Origin of the sequence: Methylovulum psychrotolerans, assembly GCF_002209385.1 — a bacterium.
GTDB classification, from domain to species: Bacteria; Pseudomonadota; Gammaproteobacteria; order Methylococcales; family Methylomonadaceae; genus Methylovulum; species Methylovulum psychrotolerans.
This window is the reverse complement of sequence record NZ_CP022129.1, coordinates 560,902-584,064: the sequence shown is the minus strand read 5'-3', so window position 1 is coordinate 584,064 and position 23,163 is coordinate 560,902. Positions and strand designations below refer to the sequence as shown.

The window sequence follows — 23,163 nt, the reverse complement described above, 5'->3', positions numbered from 1 at the left end:
CTTACCTGTTTGAAAACGGGCAAGCCAACGGCTTAGCTTATAGGCTAGGGTTTTTGCTCGGCAGGCTTGTCGCTATCCAACGAATCCAGTTCTTTGTCCAAATCACTGGCATCGGTGTTGCCATCCTTAATCAGATAATCGCGGCGCTGTTGGTAAGCGTTTTTCATAAACTCGTAGCGGTCTTGCCCAGACGCTTCATTAACCACTTTTTCGGTGGATAACAATTGGGCGCGTTTGTCTATGACCTCAACAAACCGTGCCCCCATTGTCGAGTAAGTCGCATCGGAGGTGCCGAAAATAGACACATACGTCAACGGGTTAAACATGGCATCGCCAATCAGCCCCAGCGTATCTCTAGGCGAGTTGGGGCCATAAATGGGCAACACTAAATAAGGGCCAGAAGGTACGCCCCAGACCGCTAAAGTTTGGCCAAAATCTTCCTGATGTTTCGGCAGGTTCATGGCGGCGCCGACATCAAAAAGCCCGCCCATACCCATCGTCGAGTTCACCACCAGACGGCCCACATCCATGCTGCCTTGCCGCCATTTTAATTGCAGAAAATCATTGATGATGACGCCGACATCATTAACGTTGCTAAACGCGTTTGTGATGCTTTGGTCGACCACATCAGGGGTTATCCATTGGTAGCCTTGTGCCAGCGGTTTTACCACATTTTTATCCAAAGTATCGTTAAACGTTTGCACGCCGTGGTTCCAGCCTTGCCAGGGGTCGTTACTGTTACTGTTGGAGGCACAAGCGCTCAGCAGTGTTGCCATAAGCAAACCGCCCAGCAAGCGGGGGTTAAAGACGCTTTTTTGTAGATTCATGAAGGTTCCCGTGCTATTTATTTAACTTTGCGGACATTTTGGCATTATTTTCGATAATGAGAAAGTTTTCTGCAATAATGCCGCTTATTATACCTGCTAACACCCGTAGTTAGCCCACGCTATGGGCAGGCAGGCAGGCTTTTTTGCCCCGTATGAGCATGCGCGTGGGAAGGTAGGGTGGCTTCCGGTGCAAGACGGTAGGGACGGCGGATGTTTGTCCATAGTACCCGTCAATTGCTGCGCTGACGCTTGTTCTTTGACGGTCATTTGTTTATAATCCTAACGAACGTTCGGTAAAATATTAGCATTAAATGGTGGTTGGGGGAATTTTTATTTTGGTTTTTGGGGCGTGCAAAAGCCATATCGGCATGGCGGCTGTAAAGCCATTACCACAAATAAGCGCTGGCTTTTTTTCCCAACACGGAAAACTCAAAGGCTTTTCTGGCGAAACTGCCCGCCGCCCCGTAACAAACTTGTAGAGGCAACAGGTGTTCTTCACGGGGATGGCAATAACGGGCGGCAGGGGCTTGTTGCCAATGGATTAGACGTTGTTCGCGCTCAGTTTCGTTAAGTTGGTTATTGGTACAGGTGTCAATTAGCCAATTTTCAAAGTCTTGGTTCAAGGTTTGGCTGGTTTCGGTGGGGGGTGCAAAAAATGCCTTAAGGTTATGGAAGCTAAATCCTGAGCCGATAATCAGGACATTGTCTTTTCTTAAGTCCGCTAAGGCTTTACCTATCTGGATATGTTCTTTGGGCTCTAAGCTGCTGACCAGTGACAATTGCAGGCAAGGGATGTCCGCTTCTGGATACATGATTTTTAACGGGACAAATAAACCATGGTCGAAACCGCGTTGGGCATCGGCTTGCGCTGCAATGCCTTGTCGGGCCAAGAGCCGGACAATCCGTTCCGCCAACAGCGGTTGGCCGGGGGCAGGATAGCGGATGTGGTAGGCTTCTTGAGGGAAGCCATAATAATCATAAATCAAGGCGGGGGTTGCCCCGCTGGTGACGGTCGGCAACCGGGCTTCCCAGTGGGCGCTAATCACTAAGATAGCGGCGGGTTTGCCCAGTAGGGCGGGGATGGTATGGAAAAAATCCACCAAGTCTTTATGGTTGGCATCGCCTAACAGGGGCAACGGGCCGCCGCCATGGGAGAGGAAGAGGACGGGGGCTAAGGGAGTTATCATGAGGAGATGTCCAATTTATCAAGGTAGTTAAGTACTTTAATGTCAAACCCCATATTCAGGTTAGAATGTACCCAAAACATTTTTTTTCCATTGAGGCCAATTTTTAACATGTTCACTAAGGGGATTAATAAGTTCTGAAAACTCTTTTTTTACTGTTAAATTATTTGATTTTAGCGAATCTGCAAGCTTTGCTATTGCGGCAATTTCTCTATCCAAATAAGAAACAGGCAGAAGCTGTGATCTTAGTTTCGCATTATCTTTATCAAATAAAATTGCTTTCCCATCTTCTGCTTTTCTTTTTACTGGATATGCCAAGCCAACATCAATGGAAAAAAGAGTAAAAAAACTTCTGGGGCCAACACCGACAAATGGTTCAAATGTAACCTTATTGTCTTCTTGAAGTAGGCCAATGCAAATAGCATCACTATGTAAATCGAATGCTTTACTTTTGGGATAAGGTTCTACGAAAACAACTCTTTCAATGCCCGCAGCAATTATATGTTTTGCGCAGTTGTGGCAAGGAAAGGTTGTGCTAAATAAAGTGGCATTTTTTGTGCTTACATTTCTCCGGGCGCAAGATAATATTGCCTCCATTTCAGCATGAACGGCTCTACCATATTCGGTAATGGCTTTTATATCAGTTTTACTTATTATTTCCGATATTACTGATTTCTGCTCTGGAGAAAGCTCAAGCTTTTGGCATATTTTGTCCGACATATCGCTTATGAGCTTTTTTCTTTCATTTACATTTGGATCAGAACCGCATATATAGTCTCGACCATTCTCGTGATCTACAAGCTGACCCTCTTTGTTACGTTCGGGCCAATATAATCCCCCGCCAAATTTGGGTACATCGTTTGCTCCGGATGCGATTAAATCTCCATTCTTCGCAATTACAGCTCCGACTTGCCTTGAAAGATCGGCCGATCTAAGTGCAGAAGAAAAAGCCATAAACATGCTATATTCATCAAATGTTGGTGTTAAATTAGGGTGTCCAAATATTAAATCCAAAAATCTCCAAGTATCGTATTTAATTTGATTTGTAGGTGCGTCAAGATGAAGGAAAAAATCAGCTAAATGAAATGTGCCTCTTGTTTGTTGCCCAAATTCGTGTTTATCTGATTTATCGCGTTCAATTAGTTCAATAGCTTTTTCCTCTTCAATTTCAAGATCTTCGCATAGATACTTTAATCTTTTAGTTTCTTCTGAGTAAATGCTTATAAGATAAAAACCTGATGAGTATAGATACCTGAGCCTATGAACTTCTTCTGGCGTTTTTAATGAGTTAATGATGAATGCTGTTCTTGGTAAAGGCTCTTTCTCATTATTAGAAGAAGATGAACTTGGTCGGTTTTCAAAAATACGGGCTGCAACTCCATTTGCAAGAACCCCCTTATCTTGATATTTTTTTCGTATTTCATTTCCATAATCCATTAATTGGCTGATTCTATTATATTGATTTTGATTATCGATTTCTTGGTCACTTAAATAACTTATTACTTCTTGGGATATTTTTATTTCTTTGCTATTGTACTTGAAATGCTTTAGTCGTGTTGTTAGTAGGTCTATGATTGGTTTTGAATTTGCTCCGACTGCGGTTACTAGACCAATTACTAATTCTGATTTTCCATACAGGCTCATTATTTTTTTGTCCTTAGTGTATTTATTTTAGGCTTTTAGGGGGGTGATGTCTTTTACTAAAAAGGTAGTTACCAAAATACTTGTCATTACGGCAGAGATCTCTGAAATGACAAGCACCATCGATGGTATCTGCGCAAAAAAATGACTGGATTGTTTATATCTTAGATCAAGCCTCGTTATTTTTGCGTAATTGCTAAAGATTGCATTTATGTGAACTGTATTATGGCATCCTCTATTGGGATGATGGGAACCTATGATTGCTATATTTATTAACAGTGAAAAAGCACTAAAATTATTGTAATCAATTGTTTTATTTTGCTTTTATGTGAAATTTTCGTTGTCAAATGATTTTTGAAAAATCTTATAGCTACTTTTGAAGCTTGATTTGTGATGAATAATTAACTTGAAAAATAAGTTATTATTTAGATTATCTCTATTATATTACTAATGGTTGCTAATCTAAAATCAATGTTTATCTTTACTATAGCGCATTTTTTTGGCATAACAGGCTTAAGTTAAAATCAATTTTTATAGGCCGCTTATGTTTATTTTTATTGGGTTGAGTCTTGCGCTGTGTTTTTTGCTCCAGGCAGAAAGTCCTTGGTTGGCTTATCTGGTGTCGCCGTGGGTGTTGTATGGTGGTTTGGCGGTGGCGGTGGGCTGTACGGTGGCGATGGCCGTTGATAAGGGCTGGGCCAGATTATGGCATGACCTGTTTTCGGGCAGTGTGTTGCTGGTGTGGTATGCGTATTGGCAGCCTTTGTTTAAGGACGACACACCGGTATTTTTTGCTTACGCTTTGTATTTTGTCTTTATGGCCGCCTTTATCGAGCTGTTTTTCATCGGCCAGCGTGAAAACATTGATAAGGAAGTGTTGCGCCAGTTGCAGGTATTGGCGCAAAATTTTCGTGTCAAATCGTGGATGGTAATGCTGTTGGTTTTGTATAGCCTAGATTTGTTAGAGCATTATATGCTCTATCCGGTCGCCATGACCTTGTTGATGGCCCGATTTGCCTTATCGACTTACTTGCAGGTGGAGACGGCTAAAAAACCGTCGCCACGGCGGCAAACCAAAAATAGCTGAGACGGCACGCTAACTGGCAGGGCTAACTTACTATTAGCGGCTACGGTGATAGCGGGTTTTGCTGGGGATTGTGGCTCTGGCAAGCCGTAGGGGCTGGGCTTTGCTGGCGACCCTTTTTGCCGCACGCGGTATAGCGTGGCTGGCAACGATATGGCGCGGTCTTACGGCGTGGCTGCTGCGCAGATGGACGGCGTGGTTATTGTTATGGCGGGGTGCGGCGGGCGGCGTGTATTGCGCATACGAGGTGCGGGGGGCATCGCGTCCACAACCTAATTGATAAGGCGGGCTGCTGAACGTTTTGGTCGGTATTGCGCTGATGTGTTTGTCGGCATGGGGGGGCAGGTTATTGCTAAAACCGTTATCCATCATCGCCGTCATCAGTTGGTAGCGTTGCGGGCTGGTCATGCCGCCCATGATAACGCCGATCAGGCGTTTGCCGTTCTGTTGCGCGGTGGAGATCAGGTTGTAACCGGAACCGCAGGTAAAGCCGGTTTTCATGCCTTCTGCACCTGGATAGCTGGCGGTGAACTTATTAATGGCCGGCCATTCACGACCCCGAAAAAACAGGCTATGGGAGGCAAAATACGGGTAAAAATTAGGGAAGTCCTGCATTGTCCGATAGGCCAGCAAGCCTAAGTCGCGGGGGGTGGTTACTTGCCATTGGTGGGGCAGTCCGGTCGCGTTCATGAAATGGGTGTCATACATGCCTAAAGAGTGGGCTTTGGCGGTCATGCGGGTGGCAAAATTTTCTTCGTTACCGCCCAAATGTTCCGCCAGCACCACGGCGGCATCGTTAGCGGAACGGGTAATCAACGCTAAGATAGCCTCTTCGACGGTAATGTTTTCACCTGGCCTTAAGCCTAATTTGCTGTTCGGCTGCCGCGCCGCATAAACGGAGGCGGTCATCGTGTCGGTAAGCTGGACTTGTCCTTGCGACAACGCGGTAAACGTCATGTATAAGGTCATCACTTTGGTTAGCGAGGCCGGGAACCAAGCGTGGTTTGCGTCTTGCTCATAGACAATAGTGCCGTTGTCGGCATCGATCAGAATGGCGGCATGGTCGCTGTAACTGGCAGGTGACACCAAGGACAGGCACAGTGACATTAAAAGAAGCAGGGTCAGTTTTACATTCGTCATGTTGGAAAAGTTCAATTAAGCTGATAGCCCAACTCCGCCGTGCCTGCCGGGTGTGCTAAGCCCATTATTGGCAGTGGCGGCGGATGTGGGCTGTCAGAGAATAGGCGGATGGGTGAAGGTCGGCTAATTTAAGATTGTACGATGGGAGGTAATTTCGCACAATTTTGCCATTCTACCAAACGAAACCCAATCATAAAATGCTAATATTTTTTAAAGCCGCCATCCGGTCAGGGATGGGCTAGTTTTTTGCTGCATGCAAACGGCGGCTCGCCTTGGCAGATTCCCCAGTATTTACCAAAATCGCCTTCATTACTGGGTTTCCAGTTTTCCGAAAAAGCTTCGAACACGGTGCCGGACAGGTGTTCCTGGGCGAGTTTTTTAAACGTCGATTGCACCACTAAGGCTTGGTTTTCAGCACTGGCGACACCGCAGCGCTGGCCGGTTTTGACATTGACCGACTCGGCTTTAGCGGGGCCGTTAGGCCAACCGAATTCGGTGATCATGACGGCTTTGTTAGGATTGGCGGTGCGGACTTCATGCAGTCTGGCAAGGTGGAAATCGGCGGCTTGCCCAGCAGGGGTGCAGGAATGCAAGGGGGAAAAGGTATTTTCCCACCAAGGGAAGATGTTGATGCCTATCCAGTCGACTTGGTCTGAAAACAAGGTCTTTTCGCAGTGTAAGGAGCGGTTGCACCATTCCCACCAAGTATCAATAGTCGTGATAGGTTGTGTTACTTTGGCCTCGCGCAGGGCTTGCAGGCAGCGGCTAATTTCGCCGTCAAACTGATAGCCGTGGCGGGTGCGCACTTCCGAACCGCAACTGAGCTTAATGATGGTATCGGCAAAGGTTTTGGCCAGGTGAATGCCCGTGGAGATGGACTGCGAATTGACTTTGCTGTCCTTATCTAGCCATAAAATGGCAATAACCTTAAGATGCCGGGCTTGTGCGGCGGTAAAGGTATAGTCTAAGCCGTTCAGTACGCCATAGGTCATAATACAGCGGAACGGTGTCTCTTTGACGATTTTGTCGAGTAGGGTGTCAATCAGCTCTTTAGGGGGCGACGGGCCATAATCTGGGTTGATCGTGCCGACATAAGGGCTGAACGCCACGCATTGTAATGGCGGTGGCGCATGGTGGGCGGTTTTTTTGTCGGCGGCATCGGCTGTGCCTACCGTCATTAACAGCAAAGATAGCAACAGTAAAAAGAATCTTATCATGATAATGCCCTGCGGCAGGCCAAAGTAAACCAATATAATAGGGGATTTTTCGCCCGTGTAGGAATTTATTGCTTGGCCTTGCCGGAAGCGCCGAGTTTTTAATCTTGGGGGCATTGCCATCATCTTACACAATCATTGCATATTGCTTTCTTAATATGCGGTTATAGTATGCAGTAAGAACGGCATTAAGCCGCTTCTGTTTCCACTCTAACTAGGAGATGATTATGAAGAAAACGTTGATTAGTCTGTTATTTGCGCTGGGCTTACCGCTGGTGGCCGTGGCTGGCGGCATGGGAGGGCCAGGAGGTCCTGAAGGCGATCAGAATTTTAAACAACACCACGCCGAAAAAATAGCGGCGATGGCGAAAGAGCTAGGCTTGACTACCGAGCAACAAAGTAAAGTCGATGCGATTTTTGAGCAACAACATACCAAGTTCCAAGCTATCCACGAAGAGACCAAAACCCGTTTGCAAGCGGTGCTGACCCCTGAGCAACTGAAAAAGTTTGACAACATGCACCCGCCCCGCCACATGATGCCCCCACCACCGCCACCTAAACCTGAATAAGCGCTAAACGCTTAGCGTGTCACCCATCTGCCGTGCAATGCGGCAGGTGGGTCATGGGCTTACAGGCTCATATCTAAGCAGTATCCGTCGCATCCACCCATTTTTGCAACAAATCTTCCGGTTGGGCGGTAAAAAAGCCCTCAGGCGGCTCGCCGCAGTCGGGGACGTGTTTTTGTGTCCACTTCACCAATTGCTGTAATACCGGCAACAAATCTGCGCCTTTGGGCGTTAAAAAATATTCATAACGCACAGGTTTGGCCTGATAGGGGCGTTTGATCAACAGGCCGTTTTCTTCCAATTCGCGCAGGCGGCTGGCGAGGATATTGGTGGGTATGCCTTCCGGTGAGGCCTGAAAATCACAGTATTTGCTTTTTCCCAAACACATGTCGCGGATCACGATAAGGCTCCATTTATCGCCGATAAATTCCAAGGCGATAGAAAGAGGGCATTTTGAGCGGTAGTTGGGTGTTTCTGTTTTCATGGCCGGTCTTAAGACATCAGATATAAATAGATACTTGCAAAAAGCAAGTTTGTGTGTCAGAATCTTATCACTTGCAAAAGGCAAGTGACAAAAATATTTTTCTTCTTTTAGGGGTAGCCGCATGAAACTGTATCATTTTCCAATTTCACCCAACTCTCGCCGTGTCATTGCCGTTTTACATCATTTAGGATTGGCTTGCGACTTACACGCTTTGGATTTGGTTAAAGGTGAGCATTTGCAAGCAGATTTTCTGGCTCTTAACCCTAACCACATGATCCCGACGCTGGTCGACGGCGATTTTGTCCTGTGGGAATCTAATGCCATTATGCAGTACCTGTGTTCTAAAGTGCCAGATAATTCGTTGCTGCCCGCTGACCCTAAGGTACATGCCGACATCACCCGTTGGCAGTTTTGGCAAACCGCCCATTTTGGCCGTGCTTGCGGCGTTTTTATTTTTGAAAATATTCTCAGAAACGCCTTCAACCTGGGCGAACCCGATGCCCAAGAATTGGCGAAAGCCACCGAAAACTTCCATCGCTTCGCTAAGGTGTTGGATGGGCATTTGGCGGGCCGTGCTTGGCTGGTTGGCGATACGTTTACCTTGGCGGATTTCTCCATCGCCTCCTTCTTGGAGTTGACGGCATTGGCTAAATATCCTGTCGAAGGGTATACGGAAATTGCCCGCTGGTACAGTGCCATTGAGCAAATCCCGGCTTGGCAAAGTTCCGCTCCGGCAAAAATTTCTTAACAAACGCCGCTAAAGCCAGTCCGTCACGAAGGCCTTTCGGGTTGCTAAAACCTGAAAGGCCAGGCGGCTGACGCTGATGCCGTTAAGTTCCGCCCCTCTGTATTACCTCTCCTAAGCGATAGTTTGAGAAAAAGCCTTGCCACGGCGTTATAATGGTGTGATCAACATCCCGGTCGCCTGGCAAAAGTATCAAACCATGAAAATACTTTCACTCTATTTTAAAAACATCAATTCCTTAATGGGCGAAAGCCGTATCAGTTTCAGTAAAGGCCCGATAGCCAATACGGGCGTTTTTGCAATTACTGGCGCGAACGGTTCGGGAAAATCCAGCATTTTAGATGCCATCACCTTAGCCCTGTATGGGGAAACCGCCCGTTTTGACCGCCCGGCTGCGACGGTCATTAGCCAAAACGCGAATGAAGCTTATGCTGAGGTCGAGTTTAAACTGGGGGATGACAAGTATCAGTCCACTTGGCAAGCCCAACGTGCACCCCATGACGGTGAAGAGCAAACTGTTGCTATGCAGTTGACCCGTTTGTCTGACGGTGCGGTACTGGCGGATGGCTCTGTTGCGGTATGCTCGGCTATCAGGGATTTGACGGGGATGAGTTTCCGCGGCTTTACCCGCTCCATGCTGTTGGCACAAAATGAGTTTACGGCTTTTTTACACGCGCTCGACAACGAACGCATGGATATTTTAGAGACGTTAATCGGCACCGACATTTATGCCGATTACCGTAATGAAATCATCGGCAACGCCGACAAGGCGCAACAGGCCGTCGATGCCCTGAAACAAGAATTGGCAAGCCTAAAACCGCTCACCCCCGCCGAGCAGGAAGCGTCGGAACAGGATCTGCAAGATTATCAGGAACAAATCCAAGAGCTTAAAGAAGCCCAAAAACAGCTGGAGCAGCAACAGCACGCTTTGAAGAACACCGCCAATCTGCAAACCCAAGTCGTCGAACAGAAAAAACGCCTGAAAGACCTGCAAACCCAATTGGCGGCCAACGGGCAAACCTTGGCCGAGATTGCGGTCGCCAAACAGGCGTTAAACTTTCAGGATGACCTAAAGGCGCTGGAGAGCCAACAACAGACTTTACAACAACATAAAGCCGCTTGGGAAGCCCTGCAAAACGAGCAGCACTTTCTGCGCGAGCAATTGGGCGATAATTCCGACTTGGCCGCCAAAGCTGCTGGCCTGTCTTTTTCCGAGCAGCATCAGACCCTAGACGGGATTAAGTTCGCCATTAACCAAGCCCGTTTGGACAAGCAAGAAGCCGCAGCGCAATTACAGGCTTTAGAAACCCAATTGGGCGAAAAAAACGCCGCTTTGGCCGAGGTGCAGGCTTGGCTGGCTGACCATGCAGGTGATGGGATATTGTTGGATAACTTTCCCGAAACCGCGCCACTGAAAATACTCCGCGCCGAACTGAATGTGCTGAGCGATGCGTATAAGCAATCAGGGAATGCGCTCAAAGCCCACTCTACGGCAATAAAAAACACCCAAACTGCCCTGAGCCAAACCCAAGCGGATATTGCCGCACTCCAGCAAGAGCTTGCCGATGAAGAGCAAGCCCGTGCCGCCTTGCTGCAAGGCCATCATGCTGATGAAATTGACAGCCTGAAAGCCGAACAAGAAGGACGGCTGAAACAATTTCAGCAAGTATTGGACGTGGCAAACCAGTATCAAAAAATCAGCCAACCGGGCGGTGGTCTGTTAAGCCTGTTTGGCCGCAAACCGCCGTTAATCGAAGACCCGGATGCTTTAAAAGCCGAATTGGCACAATTGCGCGATATTATAAAACGCGAAGAGAATATTAAGCTGGCGCTTGAGAGTGCCGTCAGCCGTGAAGCCTTGGTGAAAAAGCTGTTGGGCGAGCGTGTCCATTTGGTCGACGGCAAGCCGTGCCCCTTATGCGGGGCGAAAGAACACCCTTATTTGAAACATGCTCCGGTCTTGGGCAATTCGGTACAGGCGTTGACCGACCAGCAAATGAAGTTGCGCCAACTGGCGGCACAAACCGACCAGCTCAATAAGCGCATTGTCGCCGCGCAAAAGTATGCCGAGCAGAACCGCGCCACCCAAGCTCAATTGCAAAGCATTAAAGATGCTTGGTTAAGCCAGTGCAACCGCCTGAACAAGGCCACTGCCGATGCCGATATCGGGCAATTGGCGGTGATGGAACAATGGTTGAAAGAAGAGCGTGATGAATTAAAAAACATCATCGCTTTAGGAGAGCAGTACCGCAAAAAAACCGCTACTATTGATAAGATCAATGCGGCAATTGCCAAAAATGAAGCCACGTTGAGCCAATTGCACAGCGAGGCCGAGCAACTGGCGGCGGCTACCGCCGACATTAACGAAGCCCATCTGGTCAACGAAGCCGCTTTAATTCCCTGCCGCGAACAAGAACAGGCTTTAGCCGTACAGGTGCAGGCGCAATTGACCGCTTTGGGCGAAACCATGCCCGGCAAAGGCAAAGAAGACGCGTTTTTTGACCGACTTAACAGCCGCCGCCAAGATTACCAGACTCATCAATTCCACAGCAGCCATTTTATTGAGGAAGTGGCCGGACTGGAGAGCCGATACGCGGCTAACCAAGCCACGCTCCAGCAAGCCGATGCCGACATCGACCGCTTGATGGCTAGCCTGCAAAGTGAAGAACTGATCGGCGTACACCTTGCTTTGATCGAAAAGCAACAGTTGATCGCCGAAAAAGAGCGCGTCCTGAGCGAGCAGGAGGGCGTAGTGGGCGCGTGCCTGCAAGCGTTGCAAATCCGCTTGCAAAGTTCACCGTTCGCCGGCTTGGCCGAATTGCGCCAAGCCCTGCAATTTGCCGCCCAAGAACCGGTATACCTGAAACGCCAGGGCGATATTGAAGTTCAGCTTACCGCCAAGCAACAGCAATTGGAGAATCTGTCCGCCGAACTGGATACGGATTTTATGCTGGCGGAAACCGCCCCGGACCCGGACGACATTTATCGGCAATTGACCCAACTGGCGGAAAAGACCGACATTGCCCAACTGGAGATTCAACGGTTGCAAAAACGTTTGGCACAACACCAACAAACCCAGCAACGTTACACACAACTGACCGCCCAACTACAACAGCGCGAACAGGAGGCGCAACCGGCTTTGGCAGAACGCGCCATTCTCGACAACGAAAACGGTATGGCCTTCCGCCGCCGGGTGCAAATCCGCATCGCCGCGCAATTGCTGGAAAAGACTAACCGTATTTTAGAGAAAATCAGCCACCGTTATTATCTGCGCCACAATACCGAGCAGCCGGGCTTATCTTTAGAAGTGGAAGACACCGCCCAAAATAACCGCCGACGTGCCCCCAAAACCCTGTCCGGTGGAGAAAGCTTTGTGGTCAGCCTCGCCTTGGCGTTAAGCTTGTCGGAACTTGCCAATAACAATAAATCGGTCGAATCGTTATTTATTGATGAAGGTTTTGGCTGTCTTGATGGCGACTCGCTTACTGTCGTGCTGAGCGCTTTGGAGAAACTCCCTGCTTACGGTAAAACTGTCGGCGTTATCTCGCATCTGGAAGGGGTGCGCAAACGCATAAAGACCCAAGTGCAGGTGGTGAAAAAATCCAATGGCGTGGGGGTTTTGAAAGTGGCTTGAGGGTAGGGCGTGACAACAGTAGCCCAACATGCAGAAGAGCCTTGCAGGTTTTAATGACCCGCAAGGCAGCAAGCATACGATTACACTGTATTTATTTCAAACAAAATAGCTTGTGTTTTTCCAAGATGTGGCGGAAATCGCCTTTATTACGCAAATTTGCCAAATCGGGATCCTTGCGCAAGACATCGCAGTCACTGAAGCCTAGTTCCAGTGCCTTATCTAGGGGTTCCAGCGCCAAATCGAGCTTTTTTATGGTGGCGTAGTAAGTGGCCAAATTATAAAAAGCCACCGCATTTTCTTCATCACATTCCGTGGCTTTTATCAGGTCTTTTTCGGCAAGGTTCATTTTGTTGTCTTGCCAATAAGTAATGCCGCGGTTCATGTAGCCCGTGGCGAAGCAACGGCCCGCATCGTCTTCTTGTTTAATCGCCAAATTAAATTCGACTAGCGCATTTTGCAGGTTTTCGCCGCGTGTTTTAGGGGAACCTTTCGCCAAGGCCACAAACATCATGCCCTGTTTGATATGCTGCTGGGTTTCTAAAGTAGGTTCGGTTGATGTCGGCTCGGCAGGTGTGGAGGCAACGGGCTCGGCAGGTGCCGGCTCTGTAATGGTTGTTGCGGGTGGCAAGGGTTCTGACCCCGGTTTAGGCGGGCTATTCAATGCCCATAGCAAAGCGCCCGTCAGTGACAGCGCTCCTAGGCCACCGCCTGCCATCAGCAAGTTTTTCCGACGTTTACGCGCGTCGTCAATAGCGCTGCTATTGTTCGCTTGCGTTTGCAGCGTTGTCCCACATTCTGGACAGCGGCCATCTTCAGGTATCTCTATCCATTCATCCTGCATTGCCAGATCGCAACTGGCCCGATTTCTACATTTCGCGCTTGCCATGATTAGTTTCTCCAAAAGTTATTATAAAGTTATAGGGGATTGTCGATAAAAGCCATGGCAGTTTTTGTGCTATCCCGCAATTTACCGTAAAAAATATCTTCAACATTATGGGCGCGATGGCTTAAAGCTGTACTTAACTGTAAGCGCAAGATGGCTTTTAAGGCTTCCCGATTAGCGGCTATTTTGTAGTGATCAGACTTAAGCAAGGGGTGAAGCACTTTTTCCAGATAAAAAACCTGCTCTTCTGTGGCACTGTTCAATACGTCTTGCAAATTGGTGGCTGATAATGTTTCAACTTCCGGGCCGCTATCCAGTAAGGCCACTATCTCGTTAGGATAGAAGTGATATTCGGGTAAGTTGTCGGCATCGCGGGTTTCCAAGCGCCAACGCCGTTTATTGGTGGCAGTATCTTCTTGGGGTTGCAGCAACTCCAAGGCCTTGGCCAATTGATATAACGGCAAGATTGTGTTACCCATTTGATCGGGACGGGGGCGGAATAATTCCGGTAACCGGGTAGCCGGGTGGTCTTCAATATGCACTTCCAAACGTGCCCTAGCGGGATTTTGCTGTAAGCGCAAATCGTATTTTTCTTTAAGAAATTGCAGCGGCTGTAAAAAACGCATGGGAAAGCCATACTTAAAGCAAATCAGGGAAATTTGGTTAAGGTTACGGCTGCTGTCAACAATGCACAGCGTAATGCCGGGGGTTTGGTTGCTCATAAAGAGGCTGGCAAGCTCATCGCGAAAACTTTTGACTTCATCGCAACGCGGTAAAATAACCGCCATGACGGCATTAGGGGCAGATGTGATTTCGCTTTGGTTAAAACGCATAAAGGTTTGGGTGCTGGCAACAATATCGCGGACATAAGAACGTAACTTTTCTTGGTCTTGAAACTGTCCGGCTAGCCGTGACACAATATTAGCCCCTATCAGGCGGGTACTTATACTGGTGGCCTCGTCATGTGCTTGTTGGGAATTATCACGCGCCACCTGCTCAATAATATTTTTCAAGCTGCCGTGATAAAGCAAGGCACCAAAATATTTTTCTTTGCTACGCACATCCACTTTATTGGTTTCGGCGGCGTTGATAAAGTCGGAGCGTGAGCGTTGCGCCCATTGCTGCTGTTTGTTTTCCGAGCCTAACAAGCTACGGCTAAAATCCCGCACTTTCTCAGGCTCGTAAAATTTCAGCAAATTTTGCTTAATATCCGTCGTCTCTTGCAGCCGACAGGTAGCGGCTCGGCGTTGCTCAAAAAAAACTTGGCCGTCTTCGAGAGTCCTTCTAAGGTCGACAAAAATCGGTTGTAGCTTATCACGCAGCTCAATAACACAGCGTTGCAACAATTGCTCGGCAAAGCCCCAGGCAATATGCCACGTTTTTAGCTCATAATATTCTTTTAAACATTCGCTTTGCGTGTCAAATAAGGCTTCCCGTTTGCCCGCCATTTTGCCGAAAATGCCGACATTGCCCCAAGTTTCTTTGTTTTTGGAAATAATTGTCAGGAGTTCGGTACGGCGGGCTTCCATGCCTTTTAAGCGGTCGGCAATTTTTACGCTACGGCTACGCAAATCTTCGACCAGTTCGCTTAACAAGGTTTGCAAATCGATAAAGCCATAGTCGCCTTCTTGCCATTTGTAGAACATCCAAGCCTGTATGGATTGGGTGACTTCGGCAATATGGGTGTTCTCGCGCCCTAAATCATCTTGCTTGGATTTATAAAAAACTTCCACGCCGATTTTTCTAAAGCGCTTGTCGTAATAGTCCTGAAAAGACTTTTGCAGATTATCCAGCCTGTCATCACGCCCTTTGCTGACGGGTGACAGCCATGCCGTACTTTTTAAATCGTTAGCCGTTTGCGCCCAATCGCCGCTAATATCAGGCCAGTGATTTTCACGCTCCCCTTCCAATAAGCCTTCAGATAACGTAATTTGGTTATTGGTCAGTTTCCAAGGACGGCGGTTAGCGTCTTTTTGGACAAACTCGCCCCATGACAGGTTTTTTATTTCTGCCCGGTAGCGGGTGTCACCTGGCATCCAGTTGTTATACAGCATTTGTAAAAGAGATTGTTCGGCAAAACAAGCCGCCAAATGCTCGCGGATCTCTTCATCTGGAATGACGATTTTTTTAACACCAAATGTTTGTAGGCGCACAGTGCGTAATTTAAACTGCGCGTCACTGGCCTTCGCTTCATCAGGGATATTAAAGTTTTCCAGCGAAATTGCGGACTTAACATTTTGCGGGATTTGTGCGCCGGTATCATCCAGCAGAAAAACGCGCTGATAAATCAGTTGGGCAAATAATTGGGTGACTTCCTGTACGGGAATTTTAATATTGGCTTCGTTGACGTTATCTAAGACAAAGCAGCCTTGTACGCGGTCTTTTAAGGCGGAAACATTATTCTCGCTGACTTTTTCAAAACGTTGTGTTTGCCCCGTCAGGTCAATTGGCGCAAATAGCGGGCCACCTTTATGGCTGGATTCGCTGGCATCGGAGACCAGATAGGCGTTTAACTCTTGCAGTGCCGCGTAGCCATTGGCGTAATAATTGGTTTTTTCGCCATTGCTCGCCCAAGGTGAGTTTTCTTCGGGCAAGAGCACATAGAGATAAATAGGATACGCACTAGAGCTGGCAAATCTGGCGCGCAGTTGCGCCAGTACATGTAAAAAGGCACCGCTTCCCGTGCCGCCCGCCAATCCGCAACAGATATGGAACTGCACCCCTTTTTGTGTGCTGGCGTTTTCCAGTTGGTCGACCAGCGTCAGCACATGGGTGATAAAGTTGTTACATTCCGGTTCAAATAAAGACACACCTAAACGGCGGATTTGCCCGCCTGCGGTTTCATTGATATTCATGGAGGAAAAAATTTCCGACCAATCTTCTTTTCTGCCGATATAACGGTGGGTTATCGGATAATTTTGCGGATCGTTCAGGCGTACGGCCAGATTATTCTGCGAAATAGGTAACAGGCTTTCTTTATTTAAGCCAATGTCGCTGCCAATTTCCTCTTGGGTGCGCCATTGTTCACTGGCGGCCAAATCAGGTTTGCTGGAATCGACATAAAGGTATTTGATATAAATCGGCTTTTCGGGCTTTAATTTAGATTGGTTCGGCTCATTGCAACGAAATTCTTCGTAAATGGCCTTCCGCATATTTTTTATGGTCTTACCGCCGGTTCCGCCCAGGCCGATAATTAAATGGTTGTTAGTCATTAGGGTTCCTTATTTATTTAAAATGTGCCGAGTGAATGCGGATTTGTTTTAATGCCGAGAGGCCTATCCATAGCAGGCATAGTAGGTAATTCAGCACAATGAAGCCGGTTATGCCGATGCGCGTAAGCCAAATGAGGCGGATTATTTGCGGAGCCAATTGCGTATACAATTGGGCAGCGGCAAGCTGGATGCCTTGTGCATGCGGATAAGTGCCATTTGGGTGTTCTTTGAAATACGCTTGGACATCCTTGCTGACCGCCTCGGCTGACAGGTTGGCAGAGGTATTGATAATGATCGCCAGTAACGGAAAGTTTTGCCGGAAATTTTCTAGCGCGGCTTCGGCAGTCATTTTTGAGGTGCTGACGATGGTTTCCGGGTGAGTGAGCGGCATACTTTTGCCGCCCTGTTCAGGTGGTGGGGAATGGCTGAAATCTTCATGTCCCTGCTTTTTGACCGCATAATATTGGCGGTTAAATTGCTCGTATTGCCAAGTGCGGTCGTTACTTAGCTGATCCCGCCAAACCGAAATAATCGCCTCAAAACTCGGTTTCAGATAAGTGGATGCGGCAAACAGGGGTATGCACAACGTCATCATCATGGCTAATACGCCACAGAGGCAGTGTTGTCCCCACGTCAGGCGATAAGGTTTATAAAATAATTGCCCGAAGACATTGCTGGCAAACCATAACGCCGCGCCAGACACTAAGCCGACGGCGGATAACAGTAGGTACAACCGAGCATTGTTGGCCGCCAGCAAGTGCGTCGCATTGGCTAAGACAGTAAGGAAGTTAATGAAGTAATTCATATTGGCTGCCGCTTAGTAAAACAGACCCAAATTCTCGTAGCGGTGTGGCAAGCTCTCCATTTGCGGTGTTTGGCTTGGTGTTTTGTCCTTGGGGGTGCCAAAATAACTCGGATGAGTCAGTACATGATAGGAGGTTCTTGCTTTGGCATAATCGAAGGCTTTGGCGACTTGCCCGTCTTCCCGCTTAAGACCATCCACCAGATAATAAGTGAATATGGAGTTTTTCATCCGTGATTGTTTTTGGAATTTGGAAGTTTCATTTCCGGAGGTCGCGGTCAAAAAAACCCGCCCAAGGTGCTGGGCGGCGATGTTTTGGGGTTCGACTGGTGGCACAGGTAGCTTCGGATAATCAAACACTTCTACGGAGCTTTCTTGTTCAGAGTTATAGGCGGATGCCGAAGATGTCTGAGTAACAGATTGCTGTTCAGTGAATAAGTCTTTGCTGCCCGCACCCATAAGATTGCCGATTTGCTGGATGGGTAAGCTGTAGGCATATTGGCTTTCGAGTTGGACATATTGGTCGCCGCCTAGCGGTTTCATAAACGTACCCATAGCTGCGCCGCTGTAACAGGTATCGACAATGGCGATAAACTTGCCTGCATGATTCTCTTTTAGGAAACTTTGCAATTCCTCTTGGGAAATGGCCGTTTGCATAACGTGGTAACGGGAATTGGCTTCGTCGATAATCTCTTGGTCGGACGGCTGCGGATTTGTTGTTGCTAACGGTTTGGCCATATCGTAAGGCACGATTTCTAGCTGCCCCAATTTATCGGGCGGCAAACCATGAGTACTGATATAAAACAACACGGTATCTTGGGCAGAAGCGACCGCCTTGATTTTATTCATGGCGGCAATAATGTTTTGTTTGGTCGCCGCGCTATCGATCAATTGCTCGGTTTCAAAGCCTTTGTTCCGCAACAGCTTATCCAATGCCAAAACATCATCGTCAGCGGTTTCTATGCCTTTGTCGGGGAAATTCCTAAAAGTAGACACCCCTACCAGTAAGGCATATTTATGCCCGGATTGGCTGAGTGAAGCTTGGTCGGCTGGTGGCGTATAAATTTTTTCTAAGGTGATTTCCCCGACATTTCTGGGTGTTATCGGCGAAACGGCCAAGCTGCTTGCACCTACCAAGGTTTGCACTACCAAAAACGCCCGGTCAACTTCCGTTTCGTCCTGATAATCGCCGCGTAACTGCAAGCGTCCGGTGCTGTCATAGCCCACATAGCCGCCCGCCATGCCCGCTTGCTTAATTAATTTGGAGGCACGCTCGCAATCCCCGATTTTAATGTTGCTATTGGCAATATGGGATGCTTGGCAACCTTGGGCTTCTTCCTCGGCGGTGATATTGTAGAGCATTTTAGAGCCAACGGTCGCACAGCCGCTTAACAATAATAGGCTGGCAACTGCAACCAGTCGCCCAGTGCGGATGCAAAAACGGAATTTGACGGTTTGGGACATAATTATTGCCTGGCAGTTACAAATAACGTTTGTGGATAGTACATGCTGTTCGGATAATATCCACAAACGTATAGGTTAATGGGTTAATGTTACTGGCATCGGTTCACGCCGTCACTGGCGACGGTGTAACAGACATTTAAAGTGCCGCCGGCAATTTCTGTATTATCCTGCGCGTTCAGCAATTTGACCAGGCTGTAATGGGGGCCTTGTTCAGTGCTGCTATCGAGCGAGACAGGAAAGTTATAATCGCCGCCACAGCCTTTGGTGTTGGCTTTACTTAGCTGGTTATCAATGCTGATTTTGACGGGGATAGCTTGGGGAGCACCGTTAATGGTTGGGGTGGCTAAATCCATTTTAAACGTGATTTTGGGTTTTTCACCCGGCTTAACCAACAGCAACGAATTGGCTGCGTCCAGCCGCATAACCGCTTTAGGTTGGGTTGCGTTAGCAGGATAAGCCATGCGTTTTTTAACCGAAGCGCAATCCATAACAGGGACGGATTTTTCTGCCGCTTCATCTAAAGAGGCGGCCAAATAGCCCGCTAATGCCCCGGCCGCCAAACCGGCGGCGATACATTCCATGCTGTTCTTGCCGTTTGTCAGTTTGTCGCATAACACTCCCGCGCCTGCGCCTACTGCCACACCGGCCAGCACACCCGTACCGGTAGAGCCCATTGCCGAACTGGCTTGCTGGATGCTGTTGCAACCGCTGAGTAATAAGGCGCCGGTAACAGCCGTGGCAATAAGTTTACAATGCATTTTTTTCATAATTTTCCTGTGGGTGATAGTTAACGGTGAATCAAATTAAAGTCGACGGATAAAATTCTGCCTGTATCGAGGGTATTGGCGGGAATAACGGCATAACTTGCCGGTTGCGCTGAAACCGGATCTTCTTCGGCGAATAAATCTTTAGAGCCGCTGCCATAGTTATTTTTGACGCAATCAATGGCCGCTCCGGCATTTTCCTCGTTAAATAAGTCCTTAGAGCCGGAACTGGAACACGCGCTATAAGAGGTTTGGTTGACGTAACTGACAGGTGCTGCCGCTGAACCATTATCTGTTGGTTCATCATAGATAGGCATTTTAGTCAGTAATATGCTGACTTTTTCACTGCCGGGGGTGTTATCAAAACGGATGGCGCTGTTATTGGGGATGGTTTGGACGATGCCGGGCTGAATAAGTTGGCTTAATTGCCCACGGGCCGGATACAGCTTATTGAAACGCCCTGAGCTGCCTGCATTCATCACATAAAGATAGCCTGGGGTATTGCTTTTTACTTTGAGTTGGATGCGGTCACCGCTTTGGAAGGTATGGTTGGTGGTAACCCGTTGGCTAGCACCGCTCTCAGTTTGTAGATCAATCCAATATTGCAAGCCTGCATAGCTTTGTGCGACTTTTGTGGTGTGCTGTTTTACGGTTGGTTTGGTGATAGGTGCTGTTTCCGTATCGCTAGGCGTGTCGCTGCGCATGATGGTTGTGCCTTCGCTTTCAAACAGGGATTTGGCTCCCGCTTCCGCCCATACCGATACCGGAGCTGCTAATGTTACCAATAAGAAGGCGAGAGAAACATTCTCGCTGCTATTAAAATGTTTTTTCATGATTTAAGATCCTGTCAAAATAAATGCCTATAAGAAGAAAAAGGCAGGCGAGCATAAGCTTGCACTGTGGTGCGGTCAGGTAGAAAGTGTACAAATCGGATAAATCCGCTTATTAAGAGGTCAGGGCTATGAGGGTTAGACGGCTGGCTAGGTCGGCAAGCCCTATTAGTGAAGGATAACGGCGGTTGCCAGTGTTGATGGCGTGAAAAAGTCGGCTTTCCAAGCGGATAGCCGCTCATGGCCCGTGCTGTTGAAGCGGGCTTGCCAGAGACGTTCTGCCTAATAAGCTTAAGATGTTTCACGTTACAAATACTTAATATAATGTTGTGCGCTGACGGTGTTTATGAACTTAAAAGCGTGTTATTTAGTCGATATAATATTGACTTATTATTAAGGTTTTCGCAAGAAAAACTAATAATATTTTATAAAGTGAAATAGTGCCTATTTATAGGTTAAATAATACCTTTTGTAGAAATAAAAGCATTTTTTATTTTTATGCAATAAATTGATTTTATTGATTTATATTGTTTTTTTGCGGATTAGAGGTATTTCGCCGTTATTTGGGCTACAAGCCTGTCTGATGGCGGCGACATTGATGATATTGCTATTTATTGCGGAGTAATGATGGGCATTGGGAGTGTGTGTAAACGGCTGAGGCTAAGGCATCAGGTGGTGGTATTGAACAGGCGGTATTTGTCCGCCGCGATTATCATCGGGTGCTGCCTGAGCGCTTCGGCAGGGTTTGCCCGTGATGGCGCTAACCAGGCCGGACTGACGGCTTATCCTGATTTTGCCCAAGCGTGCTTGGCTTTTACGACAGGCTATGGCTTGGCGGCGGGCGATAACACGCCGCGTCCGCCAACGTTGGGGCGGCAGCGGGGGCAATGCGGGTCACAGCACAAGCCGCTGGTTTTTTCGGTGACGCATGAAAATAGCGCCAATAATCACAAGGATTCGGCGAATTACGACCAAAAAATCCGGTCTTACATGGCAGATTACGACTATGATGCCGATATGGGCCGCTGGGTTAGCGCCGATCTGGTCGGCAACCCCAATGCCCCGACACTGGTGCTGGCATTAGATACAGTTAACTTCCGCAAGCAAAATGTCACAGGTTGGCCTTTACAATACGGGCATTTGTTTGCCGGCATTAATGACCCGTCAGTCAGCGCCCCGTTGGCGCAGCCAATAACCGTTGAGTTTGATTTGCGTATCAGTGCCGACGTGAAACCGCGCTTATATAAGGGCTACAGCGGCCAACGTATCCTCTTAGGGGTCTTGGCGGATTGGGCGGAAGCGCCGCCGCGCAGTAACCGCGCCCACTTTATCGAATTTGATTTTAGCCAAGCGGCAGGTTACTCACAATCCTATGGCGACCCTGTGCGCCCGCTCTGCCAAGACATAGCCTACGACCGTTGTTTTTACGACGTTGACGGCAAGTATGCCGAAGGCCGGGAACTGAGTTTTGCCGCCCAACCCTACGCCACGCGGCTAAAAAAACGGGGGTGGACGCATATCCGCATTCCCCTTAGCCAAGCCATCCAAGCTTTACATTGGGTTTCTCCTCCCAAAACGTGGGATGAAGCCGCTCTTAAAGGGCTTTATCTGGCGATTGAATCCGAAGGCGCGACCCGCACCAAGCTTGAAATTAAGGGCTATCGCGTTTATGGTGGCGGGTTGTAAGGCAATAGTGGGGCGGGGGTATTTTGTTCGTGCCAACTCTCCGCTAAAGCCAAGTAGGATAAACAGTTCGTCCTTAACCCTTCAGTAAGGCTTTCTTGGGCTTGTTGTAAACGGATTGTCTAACTTACAGAAAATTTCCCAAACATAATAATCCACGCTTTAATTGCATTTTAGTACGAGGAAAATACGGTGATCCTTTCCCGACAAGAAGCCGAGTTGTTCTATGATTTAACGTCATCATTGCAATATTATATAAACCAAAAACTGAATATTGTTCCTGCAATTGGTTCGCTTGATGAATATAGGGCGTTAACAATGCAGGAGAAGTTTCCGGTCAGAAATGCGTTGTATGAGCATATTGGCTTGATTGATGAATTTGTCCGCGATAACCCCCAGCAATTTTCTCAAGAAGAATTGGCAAATGTGTTAAGTTGGAAAACTTTCGTACGCGGTAAGTTTTATATCGAACGCTATTTAAAAAAATATGCCATTTTTATTGGTCCTGAAGATAAGGTTTATGCTGTCCACGGCTTGATGGAACCCTTAGATAATATTATAGACAGAAGCCATTTACCCCAAATAATCGACACGGTGTTATTGCCTTTTGCCGATAAGGTTATTTATGACGGCATTGTGATAAGGCATCAGGTGTTTTTTGGTCGTGGTCTTAGCGAGGATTTGAAAGAAATATATCTGGCCGCCAAAAGCAGGGGGGAGATTATTGAATCTTTTAGGGCAACGCAAAAAACCACAATTCCGCCTAAAATGCCGAAAAATTGGCAACCTAAATTGCAAAATTTACAGGCGATTGCGGAAACATTGCAAGGTGGGCGCGGACAACCTGCATTGTATAGTCCGGTATTTAGTTTGATTAAGGCGGCAATCGCATTAGGCAATTTAGCTACCGCAGCACCGTCTGATACGGAAGCGTTATGGCAAGCTTTTGATAGGGCTTCAAGGGCGTTGGATAAAACCGCAGAAACTTTGCAACGCAGGGAGTGAA

18 protein-coding genes are annotated in these 23,163 nt (G+C 47.8%); 6 read left to right on the top strand and 12 right to left on the bottom strand.

The genetic code is table 11. From position 1 onward, the window contains the following. Window positions 1-44: 44 nt before the first annotated feature. The 3 genes from CEK71_RS02420 to CEK71_RS02410 form a co-directional block, all read right to left on the bottom strand. Window positions 45-827 carry an MlaA family lipoprotein gene (locus CEK71_RS02420; RefSeq protein ID WP_198328437.1) on the bottom strand — a complete coding sequence of 261 codons (783 nt, stop codon included), beginning with the start codon at window positions 825-827 and terminating at the stop codon, window positions 45-47. 386 nt (window positions 828-1,213) lie between these two features. After that, window positions 1,214-2,014 carry a DODA-type extradiol aromatic ring-opening family dioxygenase gene (locus CEK71_RS02415; RefSeq protein ID WP_088617891.1) on the bottom strand — a complete coding sequence of 267 codons (801 nt, stop codon included), beginning with the start codon at window positions 2,012-2,014 and terminating at the stop codon, window positions 1,214-1,216. 60 nt (window positions 2,015-2,074) lie between these two features. Beyond that, window positions 2,075-3,655: an anti-phage dCTP deaminase gene (locus CEK71_RS02410; protein WP_088617890.1), complete on the bottom strand. Its 1,581-nt coding sequence runs from the start codon at window positions 3,653-3,655 to the stop codon at window positions 2,075-2,077. 541 nt (window positions 3,656-4,196) lie between these two features. Between CEK71_RS02410 and CEK71_RS02405 the strand changes: the two genes are divergently transcribed. Then, the gene (locus tag CEK71_RS02405; RefSeq protein ID WP_088617889.1) at window positions 4,197-4,739 is read left to right on the top strand and encodes a hypothetical protein; all 543 of its coding nucleotides are present in this window, start codon (window positions 4,197-4,199) and stop codon (window positions 4,737-4,739) included. A 33-nt stretch (window positions 4,740-4,772) separates the two neighbouring features. On the opposite strand, the gene CEK71_RS02400 is transcribed toward CEK71_RS02405, so the two are convergent. Both CEK71_RS02400 and CEK71_RS02395 read right to left on the bottom strand, forming a co-directional pair. Next, entirely contained in the window at window positions 4,773-5,876 is a 1,104-nt protein-coding gene (locus tag CEK71_RS02400) for a D-alanyl-D-alanine carboxypeptidase family protein (protein ID WP_198328434.1), read from the bottom strand. Window positions 5,877-6,103: 227 nt separating this feature from the next. Further along, the gene (locus CEK71_RS02395; RefSeq protein WP_232463746.1) at window positions 6,104-7,093 is read right to left on the bottom strand and encodes a glycoside hydrolase family 17 protein; all 990 of its coding nucleotides are present in this window, start codon (window positions 7,091-7,093) and stop codon (window positions 6,104-6,106) included. A 224-nt stretch (window positions 7,094-7,317) separates the two neighbouring features. Between CEK71_RS02395 and CEK71_RS02390 the strand changes: the two genes are divergently transcribed. Then, entirely contained in the window at window positions 7,318-7,659 is a 342-nt protein-coding gene (locus tag CEK71_RS02390) for a hypothetical protein (protein WP_088617888.1), read from the top strand. Between the two features lie 73 nt (window positions 7,660-7,732). On the opposite strand, the gene CEK71_RS02385 is transcribed toward CEK71_RS02390, so the two are convergent. Then, the gene (locus CEK71_RS02385) at window positions 7,733-8,140 is read right to left on the bottom strand and encodes a winged helix-turn-helix transcriptional regulator (protein WP_088621473.1); all 408 of its coding nucleotides are present in this window, start codon (window positions 8,138-8,140) and stop codon (window positions 7,733-7,735) included. A 121-nt stretch (window positions 8,141-8,261) separates the two neighbouring features. Here CEK71_RS02385 and CEK71_RS02380 point away from each other — a divergent pair, with 121 nt between their 5' ends. Further along, window positions 8,262-8,888 (top strand): glutathione S-transferase family protein, encoded by a 627-nt coding sequence (locus CEK71_RS02380; RefSeq protein WP_088617887.1) that lies wholly within the window; start codon window positions 8,262-8,264, stop codon window positions 8,886-8,888. Between the two features lie 196 nt (window positions 8,889-9,084). Beyond that, window positions 9,085-12,519 (top strand): AAA family ATPase, encoded by a 3,435-nt coding sequence (locus CEK71_RS02375; protein WP_157678931.1) that lies wholly within the window; start codon window positions 9,085-9,087, stop codon window positions 12,517-12,519. Between the two features lie 91 nt (window positions 12,520-12,610). On the opposite strand, the gene CEK71_RS02370 is transcribed toward CEK71_RS02375, so the two are convergent. The 6 genes from CEK71_RS02370 to CEK71_RS02345 all read right to left on the bottom strand — a co-directional run bounded on the left by CEK71_RS02370 (window position 12,611) and on the right by CEK71_RS02345 (window position 20,477). Then, window positions 12,611-13,405 carry a tetratricopeptide repeat protein gene (locus tag CEK71_RS02370; protein WP_157678929.1) on the bottom strand — a complete coding sequence of 265 codons (795 nt, stop codon included), beginning with the start codon at window positions 13,403-13,405 and terminating at the stop codon, window positions 12,611-12,613. A gap of 29 nt (window positions 13,406-13,434) precedes the next feature. Further along, window positions 13,435-16,614 (bottom strand): tubulin-like doman-containing protein, encoded by a 3,180-nt coding sequence (locus tag CEK71_RS02365; RefSeq protein ID WP_088617884.1) that lies wholly within the window; start codon window positions 16,612-16,614, stop codon window positions 13,435-13,437. A gap of 13 nt (window positions 16,615-16,627) precedes the next feature. Further along, a complete protein-coding gene (locus CEK71_RS02360; protein ID WP_088617883.1) occupies window positions 16,628-17,419 on the bottom strand; it encodes a hypothetical protein in 792 nt (263 codons plus the stop codon). Window positions 17,420-17,431: 12 nt separating this feature from the next. Continuing rightward, complete coding sequence (locus CEK71_RS02355) at window positions 17,432-18,880, bottom strand: caspase family protein (RefSeq protein WP_088617882.1); 1,449 nt, start codon at window positions 18,878-18,880, stop codon at window positions 17,432-17,434. Between the two features lie 89 nt (window positions 18,881-18,969). Then, on the bottom strand, window positions 18,970-19,647 hold the full coding sequence (locus CEK71_RS02350) for a hypothetical protein (RefSeq protein WP_088617881.1): 678 nt from the start codon (window positions 19,645-19,647) through the stop codon (window positions 18,970-18,972). Window positions 19,648-19,667: 20 nt separating this feature from the next. Continuing rightward, window positions 19,668-20,477 carry a DUF4384 domain-containing protein gene (locus CEK71_RS02345; RefSeq protein ID WP_088617880.1) on the bottom strand — a complete coding sequence of 270 codons (810 nt, stop codon included), beginning with the start codon at window positions 20,475-20,477 and terminating at the stop codon, window positions 19,668-19,670. A 678-nt stretch (window positions 20,478-21,155) separates the two neighbouring features. On the opposite strand from CEK71_RS02345, the gene CEK71_RS02340 reads away from it, so the two are divergent. Further along, on the top strand, window positions 21,156-22,160 hold the full coding sequence (locus CEK71_RS02340) for a hypothetical protein (protein ID WP_146054626.1): 1,005 nt from the start codon (window positions 21,156-21,158) through the stop codon (window positions 22,158-22,160). A 216-nt stretch (window positions 22,161-22,376) separates the two neighbouring features. Beyond that, on the top strand, window positions 22,377-23,162 hold the full coding sequence (locus tag CEK71_RS02335) for a hypothetical protein (protein ID WP_146054627.1): 786 nt from the start codon (window positions 22,377-22,379) through the stop codon (window positions 23,160-23,162). Window position 23,163 lies beyond the last annotated feature (1 nt).

Excerpts from the sequence above, each read along its gene's own strand:
- CEK71_RS02420 (WP_198328437.1), bottom strand. The coding sequence starts at position 827 with ATGAATCTACAAAAAAGCGTCTTTAACCCCCGCTTGCTGGGCGGTTTG.
- CEK71_RS02415 (WP_088617891.1), bottom strand. The coding sequence starts at position 2,014 with ATGATAACTCCCTTAGCCCCCGTCCTCTTCCTCTCCCATGGCGGCGGC.
- CEK71_RS02410 (WP_088617890.1), bottom strand. The coding sequence starts at position 3,655 with ATGAGCCTGTATGGAAAATCAGAATTAGTAATTGGTCTAGTAACCGCA.
- CEK71_RS02405 (WP_088617889.1), top strand. The coding sequence starts at position 4,197 with ATGTTTATTTTTATTGGGTTGAGTCTTGCGCTGTGTTTTTTGCTCCAG.
- CEK71_RS02400 (WP_198328434.1), bottom strand. The coding sequence starts at position 5,876 with ATGACGAATGTAAAACTGACCCTGCTTCTTTTAATGTCACTGTGCCTG.
- CEK71_RS02395 (WP_232463746.1), bottom strand. The coding sequence starts at position 7,093 with ATGATAAGATTCTTTTTACTGTTGCTATCTTTGCTGTTAATGACGGTA.
- CEK71_RS02390 (WP_088617888.1), top strand. The coding sequence starts at position 7,318 with ATGAAGAAAACGTTGATTAGTCTGTTATTTGCGCTGGGCTTACCGCTG.
- CEK71_RS02385 (WP_088621473.1), bottom strand. The coding sequence starts at position 8,140 with ATGAAAACAGAAACACCCAACTACCGCTCAAAATGCCCTCTTTCTATC.
- CEK71_RS02380 (WP_088617887.1), top strand. The coding sequence starts at position 8,262 with ATGAAACTGTATCATTTTCCAATTTCACCCAACTCTCGCCGTGTCATT.
- CEK71_RS02375 (WP_157678931.1), top strand. The coding sequence starts at position 9,085 with ATGAAAATACTTTCACTCTATTTTAAAAACATCAATTCCTTAATGGGC.
- CEK71_RS02370 (WP_157678929.1), bottom strand. The coding sequence starts at position 13,405 with ATGGCAAGCGCGAAATGTAGAAATCGGGCCAGTTGCGATCTGGCAATG.
- CEK71_RS02365 (WP_088617884.1), bottom strand. The coding sequence starts at position 16,614 with ATGACTAACAACCATTTAATTATCGGCCTGGGCGGAACCGGCGGTAAG.
- CEK71_RS02360 (WP_088617883.1), bottom strand. The coding sequence starts at position 17,419 with ATGAATTACTTCATTAACTTCCTTACTGTCTTAGCCAATGCGACGCAC.
- CEK71_RS02355 (WP_088617882.1), bottom strand. The coding sequence starts at position 18,880 with ATGTCCCAAACCGTCAAATTCCGTTTTTGCATCCGCACTGGGCGACTG.
- CEK71_RS02350 (WP_088617881.1), bottom strand. The coding sequence starts at position 19,647 with ATGAAAAAAATGCATTGTAAACTTATTGCCACGGCTGTTACCGGCGCC.
- CEK71_RS02345 (WP_088617880.1), bottom strand. The coding sequence starts at position 20,477 with ATGAAAAAACATTTTAATAGCAGCGAGAATGTTTCTCTCGCCTTCTTA.